Origin of the sequence: Streptomyces hygroscopicus subsp. hygroscopicus, from assembly GCF_030269125.1 — a bacterium.
GTDB classification, from domain to species: domain Bacteria; phylum Actinomycetota; class Actinomycetes; order Streptomycetales; family Streptomycetaceae; genus Streptomyces; species Streptomyces hygroscopicus_C.
In genome coordinates this window covers 1-13395 of record NZ_BSSM01000020.1, presented here as the reverse complement: position 1 = coordinate 13395, position 13395 = coordinate 1, and the positions used below count along the sequence as shown (strand labels likewise).

The 13395-nt window shown below is 73.6% G+C and carries 11 protein-coding genes, 1 pseudogene and 1 riboswitch; of the genes and pseudogenes, 4 read left to right on the top strand and 8 right to left on the bottom strand.

Annotated features, from left to right (window positions below; all coding sequences use genetic code 11):
• Window positions 1–16: 16 nt before the first annotated feature.
• Window positions 17–105, bottom strand: a riboswitch (ZMP/ZTP riboswitch).
• A 435-nt stretch (window positions 106–540) separates the two neighbouring features.
• Both QSK45_RS32830 and QSK45_RS32825 read right to left on the bottom strand, forming a co-directional pair.
• Complete coding sequence (locus QSK45_RS32830) at window positions 541–1725, bottom strand: glutathionylspermidine synthase family protein (RefSeq protein WP_285562552.1); 1185 nt, start codon at window positions 1723–1725, stop codon at window positions 541–543.
• Between the two features lie 11 nt (window positions 1726–1736).
• Complete coding sequence (locus QSK45_RS32825) at window positions 1737–2099, bottom strand: hypothetical protein (protein ID WP_285562551.1); 363 nt, start codon at window positions 2097–2099, stop codon at window positions 1737–1739.
• A gap of 117 nt (window positions 2100–2216) precedes the next feature.
• On the opposite strand from QSK45_RS32825, the gene QSK45_RS32820 reads away from it, so the two are divergent.
• Complete coding sequence (locus tag QSK45_RS32820; RefSeq protein WP_285562550.1) at window positions 2217–3062, top strand: DMT family transporter; 846 nt, start codon at window positions 2217–2219, stop codon at window positions 3060–3062.
• Window positions 3063–3115: 53 nt separating this feature from the next.
• Here QSK45_RS32820 and pdxR read toward each other — a convergent pair whose 3' ends face one another.
• Window positions 3116–4504, bottom strand: a complete 1389-nt coding sequence (pdxR, locus tag QSK45_RS32815) for a MocR-like pyridoxine biosynthesis transcription factor PdxR (protein WP_285562549.1) — start codon at window positions 4502–4504, stop codon at window positions 3116–3118.
• 46 nt (window positions 4505–4550) lie between these two features.
• Here pdxR and QSK45_RS32810 point away from each other — a divergent pair, with 46 nt between their 5' ends.
• Together QSK45_RS32810 and QSK45_RS32805 are read left to right on the top strand one after the other, a co-directional pair.
• Window positions 4551–5048 carry a carboxymuconolactone decarboxylase family protein gene (locus tag QSK45_RS32810; RefSeq protein WP_285562548.1) on the top strand — a complete coding sequence of 166 codons (498 nt, stop codon included), beginning with the start codon at window positions 4551–4553 and terminating at the stop codon, window positions 5046–5048.
• Window positions 5045–5779, top strand: coding sequence for an isocitrate lyase/PEP mutase family protein (locus tag QSK45_RS32805; RefSeq protein WP_285562547.1), 735 nt, complete (start codon window positions 5045–5047; stop codon window positions 5777–5779). The genes QSK45_RS32810 and QSK45_RS32805 overlap by 4 nt, the downstream gene beginning before the upstream one ends.
• Window positions 5780–5785: 6 nt before the next feature.
• Here the strand turns inward: QSK45_RS32805 and QSK45_RS32800 are convergent, their stop codons facing one another.
• From QSK45_RS32800 to QSK45_RS32780, 5 genes are all read right to left on the bottom strand, one after another.
• The gene (locus QSK45_RS32800) at window positions 5786–6745 is read right to left on the bottom strand and encodes an ABC transporter substrate-binding protein (protein WP_285562546.1); all 960 of its coding nucleotides are present in this window, start codon (window positions 6743–6745) and stop codon (window positions 5786–5788) included.
• Window position 6746: 1 nt separating this feature from the next.
• Complete coding sequence (locus QSK45_RS32795) at window positions 6747–8672, bottom strand: ABC transporter permease (protein WP_285562545.1); 1926 nt, start codon at window positions 8670–8672, stop codon at window positions 6747–6749.
• Window positions 8672–9769, bottom strand: coding sequence for a quaternary amine ABC transporter ATP-binding protein (locus tag QSK45_RS32790; RefSeq protein WP_285562544.1), 1098 nt, complete (start codon window positions 9767–9769; stop codon window positions 8672–8674). Before QSK45_RS32790 ends, QSK45_RS32795 begins: the two co-directional genes overlap by 1 nt.
• Entirely contained in the window at window positions 9766–11304 is a 1539-nt protein-coding gene (locus tag QSK45_RS32785) for a GMC family oxidoreductase (RefSeq protein WP_285562543.1), read from the bottom strand. The genes QSK45_RS32790 and QSK45_RS32785 overlap by 4 nt, the downstream gene beginning before the upstream one ends.
• Window positions 11305–11474: 170 nt before the next feature.
• Entirely contained in the window at window positions 11475–12998 is a 1524-nt protein-coding gene (locus QSK45_RS32780; RefSeq protein ID WP_285562542.1) for an aldehyde dehydrogenase family protein, read from the bottom strand.
• A 270-nt stretch (window positions 12999–13268) separates the two neighbouring features.
• Here QSK45_RS32780 and QSK45_RS32775 point away from each other — a divergent pair.
• Window positions 13269–13395: pseudogene (locus tag QSK45_RS32775) on the top strand (transposase); the annotation flags it as partial.

Genomic DNA, 13395 nt, shown 5'->3' with positions numbered 1-13395 from the left:
GGCGTGCTCAGCGTTCACGTTCGGCCCAGGCGCACGGCACTGATTCCCGCAAGGCCGCTCCCCGATGGTCCGTCCCATCCCAGCGCGCCAGTCACGGCCCGTGGCTCAGCGTACCGGCCGCGCCGGAGGGCGGAGATCCGGCGTCCACCATGCGGGCGAGGGCGTGGACGGTGCCGGGGCCGGGACCGCCGCTCCCCCCGTCTCCGCGGGCGTGTCCGTCTCCGGCGGGCGTGTCCGTCTCCGGCGGGCGTGCGCTTGTCCGGGCCCGTGCCGAGGTGGACCTCGCGGACCCGGTCGCCGTTGGTCTCGGCGCTCGGCGTGCCGTCCGGCCGGTCGCCGGTCACGGTGGGCCCGGCGGGCGCCGCCCCACGTCACCGGGCCACGGCCCGCCGCGGTCTGCGGCGCCCGGTCCGCGTGGTCTCCACCGTGCTGTACGACGGCGTGCGCCGCCTGGAGGACGTCGTGCGCGCGGGCGTTCCCGGACGTGCGCACGAGCGGGGTCGCTTGCCGACGCCGTCAGGAAGGAAGGGTCCGGTGGCGTCAGAGGATCACGTGCGGCACGAAGCGGGCGTACTCGTCCGTGACGGGACCCGTGGACTCGCGGATGCCGAGGCCCGCGGGCTCGTCGCCGATGACCCAGGCACCGAGGACGACGTGGTTGCCGTCGAAGGTGGGCAGGGGGGCGAGCTGCTGGTAGCAGCGGGAACCGGGGTGGTCGGCGGGCGGGGTGCCCGGCGGGTGCAGGGTGATGCCCTCGCCCTCGCGGCCCAGGAGGGGCTTGGCGACGTAGCCGGTGGTGGCGGCGAGGTCGCGGGGGCCGTCGAGGTGGGCCGGGAGGAGGTTGGGGTGGCCGGGGTGGAGGTCCCAGAGGACGGCCAGGAGGGCCTTGTTGCTGAGGAGCATCTTCCAGGCGGGCTCTATCCACAGGGTGCTGCCGGTGCCGCCGCCGTTGTCCAGGGTGTCCAGGACGTGGCCGCCGAAGGCGTCGGTGGTGAGCCATTCCCAGGGGTACAGCTTGAACAGGGCGCGGATGAACCGGAGCCGCTTGTCCACGAAGCGGCCGGAGAGGGTGTCCCAGCCGATCTCCTCCATGGCGAGCCAGTCGGTGTCCAGCCCCGCCTGCTCCGCGGTCTCCTTCAGGTAGGCGACCGTCATCAGGTCCTCGCCCAGTTCGTCGGCGGCGGAGTGCGCGAAGTGCAGCGGGCTGCCGGGCGGCAGCAGCGCGGCCTGCCTGCGCCAGGAGTCCACCAGGCGTTCGTGCAGGGAGTTCCACTGGTCCGCGCCCGGGAAGCGGTCCTCCATCCAGAACCACTGCGGAGAGGCGGCCTCCACCAGGGACGTGGGGGTGTCCGCGTTGTACTCCAGCAGCTTGGCCGGGCCCGTGCCGTCGTAGCGCAGGTCGAAACGGCCGTAGAAGGAGGGGAGTTCGGCGCGGCGGTGCCAGGACTCGGTGACCGCGGCGGCGACCCGCGGGTCGGTGATGCCGAGGTCGGCGAGGCGGTTCTCCGCCACGATGTGCCCGGCGGCCGCGAGGCACATGGCGTGCAGCTCGGCGACGGTCTCCTCCAGCGCCTCGACCTCGGGGAGCGAGAAGACGTAGTACGCGCTCTCGTCCCAGTACGGGCGCAGGCTTCCGTCGGGGTGGCGGGTGAGCGGGTAGATCAGCCCCTGCTCCTCGACGGTGCGCTGCCAGTCCGGGCGCGGGGCGGTGGTACGGCGTTCCATCCGAGCCCCGGTCAGCCGCCGGAGCTGTGCGAACCGCCGCCGAAGCCGCCGCGGTGCACCCCGCCGGTGCCGTAGTGGGTCGAGGAGTGGCTCGTGGAGTGCCCGGAACCGTGGCGCGGCTCGGTGAAGGAACCGCCGTCCACCCAGGAGCCCTTCTTCTTGCCGCCGTAGTACCAGGCGCCGTCGACCGCCGACTTGACGGAGCCGCAGTTCTTGTTCGAGACGACCTTGTAGCCCTTGGCGTAGTCGTAGCTGTTCCGGTCCACGCAGCGTTTGTCCGGCTCCGACGAACAGGCGGTGAGCGCGGCGGCCAGCAGCCCGACACCCCCGAGGACCACCGTGCCGGAGCGCAGCCGTCGCCTGGTTTCGGCCATGTTCTCGTCTCCCCCGTGTGCGATGTGCGGTGCGCCAAGCCTAGAGATGGGTGAGAGAACCGGCCAAGGGGGGTGAGCATGACAGGACTCGTTTAGAGTCCCTTTGTGCTCTTTGGAATGGTGTGCGCCCTAGGCGCGGCGGTCTGTTTCGGTACCGCGACGGTGTTGCAGGCGGTCGCGGCGCGGCAGGCGGGGCCGGGTGGGGGCGGTGAGGCGGCGCTGTTGCTGCGGGCGTTGCGGCAGTGGCGGTACCTCGCGGGGCTCGCGCTGGACGGGCTGGGGTTCCTGTTCCAGATCGCGGCGCTGCGCTCGCTGCCGATCTACGCGGTCGGCGCGGCCCTCGCGGCCAGCCTCGCGGTGACGGCGGTGGTCGCGGCGCGGCTGCTGCGGGTGCGGCTCAGCGGCAGCGAGTGGGGCGCGGTGGGCGTGGTGTGCGCCGGGCTCGCGATGCTGGGGCTGGCCTCCGGGCCGGAGGGCGGGCGGGCCGGGTCGGACGTGCTGCGGTGGGTGATGCTCGCGGTGGCGACCGGGTTGCTGCTGCTCGGGTTCGCGGGCGGGCGGTTGTCCGGGAGGTCGCGGGGGCTCGTGCTGGGGCTCGGGGCCGGGTGCGGGTTCGGGGTGGTCGAGGTGTCGGTCCGGCTGATCGACAGCCTCGCGCCGGGCACACTGCTCGCCAACCCGGCCGCCTACGCCCTGGTGATCGGCGGGGGTGCCGCCTTCATGCTGCTCACCTCGGCCGTCCAGCGCGGCTCGGTCACGACGGCGACGGCCGGGATGGTGATCGGCGAGACGATCGGTCCCGCCGCGATCGGCGTCGTCTGGCTGGGCGACCGCACCCGCGAGGGCATGGCCTGGCTGGCCGTCCTGGGGTTCCTGGTGGCGGTGGCGGGAGCGCTGGCGCTGGCGCGCTTCGGGGAGGCGCCGGATCAGGAGGAGGCGGCCGAGGGGGCAGGGGCCGGCTGAGGGGGTCGTCCACGAGGGTCGTTCGACGGGGCCTTCGGCCGGCCTCGCATCGCCTACGGCAGCGCCCTGCACAGGGCCTCCAGCGCCGCCGACCACGCGCTGTCCGGCGGCGTCCCGTACCCCACCACCAGCGCGTCCACGTGCTCCGCGCGGGCCTCGGGATGGCGGTGGAAGGAGAGGCCGTGCAGGGCGAGGCCCTGCCACGCGGCGGCCTGGATGACGGAGGGTTCGGTGCCGGGCGGCAGGCGCAGGACCGCGTGCAGGCCGGCGGCGATGCCGGTGACGTGGACGCCGGGGGCCCGTTCGGCGACGGCCGCGGTGAGGGCGTCGCGCCGGCGCCGGTAGCGCAGCCGGGCGGAGCGGACCTGGCGGTCGTAGGCGCCGGAGGTGAGGAACTCGGCGAGGGTGAGCTGTTCGAGGACGCCCACGGTGTCGGCGTGCCCCTTGGCCCCGATCACCTCCTCCGCGAGGGCCGGCGGCAGCACCATCCAGCCGAGCCGGATGCCGGGGGCGAGGGACTTGCTGGCGGTGCCGAGGTAGACGACGCGGTCGGGATCGAGGCCCTGGAGCGCGCCGACGGGCTGGCGGTCGTAGCGGAACTCGCCGTCGTAGTCGTCCTCCAGGACGAGGGAGTCGTTGCGCCGCGCCCAGTCCACGACGGCCGCGCGCCGGTCGTGGTGCAGGGGCATGCCCATGGGGAACTGGTGGGCCGGGGTGAGCAGTACGGCTCCCTCGGTGCCCAGCGCGCGGGTGTCCGTGCCGAGTTCGTCCCACGGCAGCGCGGGGGTGGCGAGGCCCGCGGTCTGGAGGAGGCCCCAGTAGACGTCGAGGCCGTACGACTCGACGGCCACCGAGCGCACCCCGCGGGCGCGCAGCACCTGCCCGAGGACGCGCAGGGCGTGTGAGAAGCCCGCCGTGACGACCAGGTTGTCGGGGTCGGCGCGCACACCCCGGACGCGGGCGAGGTAGCCGGCGAGGGCGGTGCGCAGTTCGACGCGGCCGCGCGGGTCGCCGTAGCCGAGCGCCTCGTTGGGGGCGGCGGTCAGGGCGCGGCGGGCGGCCCTGGCCCACTCGGCACGGGGGAAGGCGGCCAGGTCGGGGGTGCCGGGGACCAGGTTGTGGGTGGGCCGGGCGGGGACGCGGGGCTGGCGGGCGGGGCCGCTCGGCGGGACCACGGCGCGTTCGGAGACCCGGGTGCCGGAGCCCTGCCGGGCGGTGAGCCAGCCCTCGGCGACCAGGTCGGCGTATGCCTCGGCGACCGTGTTGCGGGCGATGCCGAGGTCGCCGGCGAGGGTCCGGGAGGAGGGCAGCCGGGTGCCGGGGGCGAGGCGGCCGGTGCGCACCGCGTCGCGCAGGGCGTCGGTGAGGCCCCGGCGCAGCCCGCCCGCGCCGGCCGGTTCCAGATGCAGGTCGACGCCCAAAGTGGCCCAGGATTCCGCCATGGAAATGGACCATACCCCTGGGCTGCCTCGCTTCTAGGTTGGAGGCATGAACACGGACGAGAACACCGAGTACGCCACCGAGCACGCCCCCCGCCTGAACTGGAGCGAGCACGCCCCTGACGTGTACAAGGCGATGGTCCGGCTGGACATCGCCGCCCGGCAGGGGATCGACCCGAAGCTGCTCGAACTGGTGAAGATCCGCGCCTCGCAGCTCAACCACTGCGCCTTCTGCCTGGACATGCACACCAAGGACGCCCTGGCGGCCGGGGAGAGTGTGGAGCGGATCATCCAGCTCGGCGCGTGGGAGGAGTCGCGGCACTTCTACACGGAGAAGGAGCTGGCGGCGATCGAGCTGACCGAGGCGGTCACGGTGCTCACCGACGGCTTCGTGCCGGACGACGTGTACGAGCGGGCCGCCAAGCAGTTCGACGAGCCGGAGCTGGCCCGTCTGATCGCCGCGATCACGGTGATCAACGCCTGGAACCGGTTCGGCGTCACCTGCCGGATGACCCCGGGCCACTACCAGCCGGGGCAGCACCGGTGACCGCGGCTCCGGGCAAGGCGGAGGCGTTCCGCGCGCTGCACCGGGGGCGCCCGCACGGTGATCCGCTGATCCTGCCCGGCCCCTGGGACGCGGCCAGCGCGCGGGCCCTCGCGCAGGCGGGGTTCCCGGCCCTGGCCACCCCGAGCGCGGGGGTCGCCGCCGCGCTCGGGTACGAGGACGGGCACCTCCCGGCGGACGAGATGTTCGCAGCGGTCACCAGGATCGCGCGGGCGGTGGACGTGCCGGTCACGGCGGACGTCGAGGACGGCTACGGGATCGCCCCGGCGGAGCTGGTGGAGCGGCTGCTGGCGGCGGGGGTCGTCGGCTGCAACATCGAGGACTCCACCGGGGGCGTGCTCAAGGACCCGCGGGAGCACGCGGACTACCTGGCGGGGTTCCGGGAGGCCGCCGCCGGGCGGATCTTCCTCAACGCCCGCGTCGACACCTTCGTGCACGGCGACGGCGATCCCGAACGCGCCATCGAGCGGGCGGCGTCGTACGTGGCGGCGGGCGCCGACTGCGTGTATCCGATCATGGCCCCGGCGGACGTACTGCCCCTGCTGCGCGCCGGGATCGAGGGACCGCTGAACGCGCTGGCCCGCCTGGACACGGGCGGCCCCTCGCCCGCCGCGCTCGGCGAACTCGGGGCCACCCGGATCACGTTCGGGCCGGGGCTCCAGCGCAAGGCTATGGCGGCGCTGCGGGAGACCGCCGCTGGCCTCGTTCCCTGAGGACGTTCAGGACAGCCACCGCTTCCAGACGGAGGGGTGGCCGTCCACCCACTTCGCGGCCGCCTGGTCGGGGGACAGTTTGTCCTGGGCGATCAGGAGGGAGACCTCGTTCTGGTCGTCGGTGGTCCAGCGGAACTTCTTCAGGAACTCCGCCGCCTTGCCGCCCGACCTGGCGAAGTCCGCGTTGAGGTACTTCTGGAGCGGGGTGCGCGGGTAGGCGCAGGCGATCTTCGCCGCGTCCGCGTCGCAGCCGTCCTTGTACGGCGGCAGCTTCACCTCGGTCATCGGGACCTTCCTGAACAGCCACTGCGGCGAGTACCAGTACGTCAGGAAGGGCTTCCTCTCCTTGGCGAACTGCTTCATCTGGGTGATCTGCGCCGCCTCGGAACCGGCGAAGACGACCTGGTAGTCCAGCCTCAGGTTCTTCACCAGCGCCTTGTCGTTGGTGACGTAGGACGGGGAGCCGTCCATCAGCTGGCCCTTGCCGCCGCTCTCCGCGGTGCGGAAGAGGGAGGCGTACTTGTCCAGGTTGTGCCAGTCGGTGATGTCGGGGTGCTGCCTGACGAGGTACGTCGGCACGAACCAGCCGATGTGACCGGTCACCCCGAGATCGCCGGCGCGCGCGATGGTCTTCTTGTCCTCGACGTACCGCTTCTCCTGGTCCGGGTGGCCCCAGTCCTCCAGGATGGCGTCGACGCGGCCCTGGCTCAGCGCGTCCCACGCGGGCACCTCGTCCACCTGGACGGTGTCGACGCGGTAGCCGAGCTTGTGCTCCAGCAGGTACCGGGCGACGGCCACGTTGGACTCGGCGCCCACCCAGGACTGCACGGACAGCGTGACGCTCCTGCCGCCGCCGGTGTGGGCGAACGGGCTGGCCTGCTCGGTCATGTCGGCGGCGCCGCAGCCGCCGGCCAGGCCCAGCACGGCGAGGGCGACCGGGATCGTCGTACGCGGTCGGGTCCGCATGTCAGGCTCCCTTCCTCGGGCGGCGCCCGGTCGGCTGGGTGACCCGGTCCAGCGCCAGGCCCAGGCAGACGATGGCGGCACCGGCCACCAGGCCGGTCGCCAGGTCGCCCTGGGCGAGGCCGAAGGCGACGTCGTAGCCGAGGGCGCCGCCGCCGACCAGACCGCCGATGATGACGACCGCCAGGACCAGGACCACGCCCTGGTTGACGGCGAGCAGCAACGCGCGTCGGGCGAGCGGGAGTTGGACCTGCCACAGCTGCTGGCGGCCGGTGGCGCCGAGCGAGCGCGCCGATTCCAGGGCCGCCGGGTCGACCTGGCGCAGGCCCTGGGCGGTGATGCGGACGACGGCGGGCAGCGCGTAGACGACGGCCGCGGCGACGGCGGGGGCGCGGCCGACGCCGAACAGGGCGACGACCGGGATCAGGTACACGAACTGCGGCATCGTCTGGCAGACGTCCAGGACCGGCCGCAGGGCGCGCTCCACCCTGTCGCTGCGGGCGGCGGCGATGCCGGTGGCGAAGCCGAGCACGAGGGTGACGGCGACGGCGGCGAGCACCTGGGAGAGGGTGTCGAGGGACGGTTCCCACACGCCGAGCACGCCGATCGCGGCCAGGGCGAGCACGGCGGTCAGCGCGGTGCGCCAGGTGCCGATCAGCCAGGCGAGGGCGGCGACGACCAGCAGTACCGACCACCAGGGCAGCCACTGGAGTCCGTCGCGGACCGGGTCGAGGACCCAGGTGGTGAAGTGGGCCGCCCAGTCGGCGGTGCCGCCGACGACCGGGACGCCGGAGTAGAGGTGGGAGGTCATCCAGTCGACGGCGTGGTCGACCGGGGCGGCGATCCGCACCGTCCAGCCGTTCGGCCAGTCGAGGACGCCGAGGAGGCGGGCGGCGAGGGCGGCGGCCGCGGTGACGGCGAGCACGTACGGCCGGCCGATCGTCCGGGGCCCCTCGTCCCGGGTGGCGCCGGCCGCGCCGGTGACCCGGTCGAGGACCACGGCGAGCAGCACGATCGGGATGCCCGCGGCGAGGGCCTGGCCGACGTCGACCGTGGACAGGGCCTGGTAGACGCGGTCGCCGAGCCCGCCGGCGCCGATGACGGAGGCGATGACGGCCATGGAGAGGGCCATCATGATCGTCTGGTTGAGGCCCAGCAGGAGTTCCCTGCGGGCCAGCGGGACACGGGCGGTCAGCAGCCGCTGGCGGCGGGTCGCACCGAGCGACTCCACGGCCTCCAGGACCTCGGGGTCGGCGCCGCGCAGGCCGAGGGCGGTGAGGCGGGCCATCGGCGGGGCGGCGTAGACGACGGTGGCGAGGACGGCCGCGGGGACGCCGATGCCGAAGACCAGGACGACGGGGAGGAGGTAGGCGAAGGCCGGGAGGACCTGCATCGTGTCCAGGACCGGGCGCAGGGCGCGGTCGAGGCGCGCGGAGAGGCCGCCGGCGAGGCCGAGTGCGGCGCCGAGAAGCACCGAGACGAGGACGGCGACGACCATCAGCGCGAAGGTCTGCATCGTCGGTTCCCACATGCCGAGGGCTCCGCAGGCCAGGAAGGCGGCGGCGGTGCCGGCGGCCAGGCGGGGGCCGGCGACGCGCCAGGCGACGAGGGCGCCCAGCGCGGTGACGCCCGGCCAGCCGATGGCGAGGAGGGCGACGTAGACGGCGCGGACGGAGAGGACGACGGCGTTGCTGACGTAGCCGAAGAAGTAGAGGAAGAGGGGGTGGGTGTCGCGGTTGTCGATGATCCAGTCGCTGGCGTCGGTCAGGGGCCTGGTGAGGCTGACCGTGAGGTGGTGGGGCCAGCTGTGGCCGTGCAGCAGGGGGAGCAGGACGGCCGTGATCAGGGCGAGCAGGAGCAGCTTGGCCGCGGCCCGGTTCCGGAGGAGGGGGGCCTTGGTGCGGAGGACGGGGACGGTGAGCGCTGCCATCAGACGGCCTCCGGGGTCCTGCGGGCCCGGGGGGCGGCCACACCGGCCACCACGCCCAGCAGCTGCTCGTGGCCGACGACGCCCAGGCACTTGCCCTCGTCCATCACCCGGGCCGGTTCGCCGGCGCGGGCCACGGCTTCGATGGCCTCGGCGACCGTGGCGTCCGGGCGTACGGCGGGACCGCTGCCGGTCTCGGTGGAGGAGGCGGGGCGCATGGCCGTGCGCGCCGTCAGCACCTGCTCGCGCGGTACGTCCCTGACGAACTCGCGGACGTAGTCGTCGGCCGGGGAGCCGACGATCTCCTCGGGGGTGCCGAGCTGGACGACCCGGCCGTCGCGCATCAGGGCGATGCGGTCGCCGAGCTTGAGGGCCTCGCCGAGGTCGTGGGTGATGAAGACCATCGTGCGGCCCTCCTCGCGGTGCAGGCGGGCCACCTCGTCCTGCATGTCGCGGCGGATGAGGGGGTCGAGGGCGCTGAACGGCTCGTCGAAGAGCAGCACTTCGGGGTCGACGGCGAGTGCGCGGGCGAGGCCGACGCGCTGGCGCTGGCCGCCGGAGAGCTGGCCGGGGCGGCGGTGCTCCAGGCCGGCGAGGCCGACCTTGGCGACGATCCCGGCGGCGCGCTCGCGGCGCTCGGCCTTGCCGACGCCCTGGATCTCCAGACCGTAGGCGACGTTGTCGAGCACGGTGCGGTGCGGGAGCAGACCGAAGTGCTGGAAGACCATCGCGGCGCGGTGGCGGCGCAGTTCGCGCAGCCGGGACTTGTCCATGGCCCGTACGTCCTCGCCGTCGATGGCGATGGTGCCCGCGGTCGGCTCGATGAGCCGGGTCAGGCAACGCACGAGGGTGGACTTGCCGGAGCCGGACAGGCCCATGACCACGAAGACCTCGCCCCTGCGGACGTCGAAGGAGACGTCGCGGACGGCGGCGGTGCAGCCGGTGCGGGCGCGCAGTCCGGCCGCGTCGAGGGCGCCGAGGTCAGGGTCGGCCGGGACGCGCTCGGGCTTGGGACCGAAGACCTTCCACAGGCCGGAGACGGAGAAGACCGGGGCGTCCGCGGTGGTGGGCGGCTTGCGGGTGGGGACGGTGGTGGTCATCGGCGATCGCCTCCGATCAGGTCAACGGCCTTCTCCCCGACCATCAGCACCCCGATCATCGGGTTGACGGCGGGAAGGGTCGGGAAGACGGACGCGTCGGCGATGCGAATGCCGTCGAGGCCCCGGATCTTCAACTCGGGGTCGACCACGGCGAGTTCGTCGTCAGCGGCGCCCATCCGGCAGGTTCCGGCGGGGTGGTAGACGGTGTGGTGGGCCTTGCGCAGCAGCTCGCCGAGCTGCTCGTCGTCGGTGACCTCGGGGCCGGGGAAGACCTCGCGCGCGAGCCAGCCGGCGAACGGCTCGGTCCGCGCGATCTCGCGGGCGATCCGCACGCCGTCGACCAGGGTGCGCGCGTCGTAGCCGTCCTCGTCCGTGAAGTAGCGGAAGTCCAGGGCCGGTTTGACCCGCGGGTCCGCGCTCGTGAGGTAAAGACGGCCGCGCGCACGGGACTTGGGGATGTTCGGGGTCATCGACACGCCGTGCGCGGGGCGTTCGTAGCCCAGCCGCTCGGGGTGGTCGGTGAAGGGGATCTGGTAGAAGTGGAACATCAGGTCGGGGGCGTCGAGCGACGGGTCCCGGCGTACGAAGAGCGCGGCGTCGGAGTCCATCGCCGAGTTCTCCGGCAGCGGCCGGTTGGTCTCCCACACGATCACCGACTCGGGGTGGTCCTGGAGGTTCTCGCCGACGCCCGGCAGGTCATGCGCGACCGGGATGCCCAGCTCCTCCAGGTCCCGCTTCGGGCCGATGCCGGACAGCAGCAGGAGGCGCGGCGAGTCGACGGCGCCGGCGCAGACGACGACCTCCCGGCGGGCGCCGACCAGTATCTCCTCGCCGTCCTTGGTGCGCACGTGGACGCCGGTGGCGCGCTTGCCGTCCAGCTCCAGCCGGTACGCCCAGGTCTCCAGCAGCAGGGTGAGGTTGGGGCGGTCCCCGGCCTTCATGTGCGGGTGGAGGTAGGCGACGGAGGCGGAGGAGCGCTTGTTGTCCTCCGGGTGGTAGGCGAGGTCGAGGAAGCCGACGCCCTCGTGGAACGGCTTGTCGTTGAAGCCGATCACCTCGGGGACGCCGATCGCGGTCTTCGTCGCGTCGATCCAGTCCTTGGCGACGGCGTTCTGGTCCTTGTCGGCGACGCGCACGATGGTGTTGCGCAGCCGGGCGTAGTACGCCTCCATCGGCACCGCGCCCCAGCCCTCGGCGCCGGCCCGCTCCCACTCGTCCCAGTCGGAGGGCAGCGGCTTGAAGGAGATCAGGGTGTTGTGCGAGGAGCAGCCGCCGAGGACCTTGGCGCGGCTGTGCAGGATGTGCGAGTTGCCGTTCGGCTGCTCGACCGTCGTGTACTCGTAGTCGAGGTCGCCGCCCAGCAGGCCCAGCCAGCGGCGCAGGGTGAGGACGTCCTCGCGGTCGATGTCGCTCGGTCCGCCCTCGATGACGGCGACGGTGACGTCGGGGTCCTCGGTGAGGCGGGAGGCGATGACCGAGCCCGCGGTGCCGCCGCCGACGACGACGTAGTCGTAGAGGTGGGGGGTGTGGGACATGGGGGTACTGCTCCAGGGGGTGTCGGGAGTCTCGGGGCCCGGCCGGATCGGGGCGCGGCCGGATCGGGGCGCGGCCGGATCGGGGCGCGGCCGGATCGGGGCGCGGGCGGATCGGGGCGCAGGCGGATCGGGGCGCAGGCGGGTCGGGGCGCGGGCGGGCGGCGTCGGGCTCAGCCGGCGAACCAGCGCACCGGCTTCGGCGCGAGGTTCTGGTAGACGTGCTTCGTCTCCCGGTACTCGGCGAGCCCGGCGGGGCCCAGCTCGCGGCCGGTGCCGCTCTTGCCGAAGCCGCCCCACTCCGCCTGCGGCAGGTAGGGGTGGAAGTCGTTGATCCAGACGGTGCCGTGACGCAGCCGGGCCGCGACGCGCCGGGCCCGGCCGGGGTCGGCGGTCCACACCGCGCCGGCGAGGCCGTACTCGGTGTCGTTGGCGAGACGCACGGCCTCGTCCTCGGTGGTGAAGGTCTCGACGGTGAGGACGGGTCCGAAGACCTCCTCGCGGACGACCCTCATCTCGCGGTGGCAGCCGTCGAGGACGGTCGGCTCGTAGAAGTAGCCGGACCCGGGCCGCTCGTGGGCGGGTCCGGGGCGCCGGCCGCCGCAGCGCAGCACCGCGCCCTCGGCGAGCGCGGAGGCGACGTACGCCTCGGTCTTCGCGCGCTGCCGCTCGGAGACGAGCGGGCCGACCTCGACGCCGTCCTCGGTGCCGCGGCCGATCCTGATCCGCTCCGCGCGGCGGGCGAGTTCGGCGACGAAGCGTTCGCGCACCGACTCCTCCACGATGAGCCGGCCGCCGGCCGAGCAGACCTGGCCGCTGTGCACGAAGGCCGCGTTGAGGGCCTGGTCGACGGCGGTGTCGAAGCCCTCCTCGGTGGCGCACGCGTCGGCGAAGACCACGTTGGGGTTCTTGCCGCCGAGTTCGAGGGCGACCTTCTTCACGCTCGGGGCGGCGGCCTGGGCGACCGCGGTGCCGCTGGCCAGTCCGCCGGTGAAGGAGACGAGGTCCACGTCGGGGTGCTCGGCGAGCCGGGCGCCGACGGTGTGACCGGGGCCGGTGACGAGGTTGGCGACGCCCGCGGGCAGCCCGGCCTCGGCGAGCAGCCCGATCAGCGCGACGGTGGTCATCGGGGTGATCTCGCTGGGCTTGACCACGAAGGTGTCGCCGGCCGCGAGGGCCGGCGCGATCTTCCAGCTGGCCTGGAGCAGCGGGTAGTTCCAGGGGGTGATCAGCGCGCAGACGCCGACCGGCTCGTGCACGACGACGCTGTGGACGTCGGGCGAGCCGGCGTCCACGACGCGGCCGGGTGCCTCGGCGGCCACCAGGTCGGCGAAGTAGCGGAAGGCGTCGGCGACGCAGTCGACGTCGATCCGGCCCTCTTCCACGGTCTTGCCCGCGTCCTGGGCCTCCAGGCGGCCGAGTGCTTCGCGATCGCGTACGAGGAGGTCGGCGACGCGGCGCAGCAGGGCGGCGCGCTCGGCGACGGGGGTGCGGGGCCAGGGGCCGTCGTCGAACGCCTGCCGGGCCGCGGCCACGGCGCTGTCGGCGTCCTTCTCGTCCCCCTCCGCGACCACGGCGAACGGCCGGGCGTCCGCGGGGTCGAGGATCTCCCGGGTCGCCCCGGAGATCGCCGCCAGCCACTCGCCTGCCACGTGGATGGTCGCCCGGGTCTGTCGGGCCGTGCTGCTTTCCGCCATGATCGGTGTCGCCTTCCGTTACTGTTCGGCGCCCCTGTGTCACGCGAAGGGCGGGCTCAGGGACCGTGGCCCCCTGCCCAAGCGCTCCGTTTGCATGCGGAATCAGGTACCGAAAGTGCGCGGCGTCACTGAAAAGGCGGTGGAAAACGGACAGACCCGGCGGTACGAACACGTGGGCCCCGCTCCGGAGAAACCGGACGCTGTTGGTTAATTCGGGGCCTGCGTGACGTCGGCCTTCAAGACCCGGTTGTGGTCTTGAAGGCCGACGTTGAGTTCAAGGACCTCTTCCCGGCCCGGGGCAAGCCCGCCTGGTCCCCGGGTCGGCTCGCGCTCGTGCTGGTGTTGCAGTTCGTGGAGAGGCTGACCGACCGGCAGGCCGCGGAGGCGGTGCGGGCCA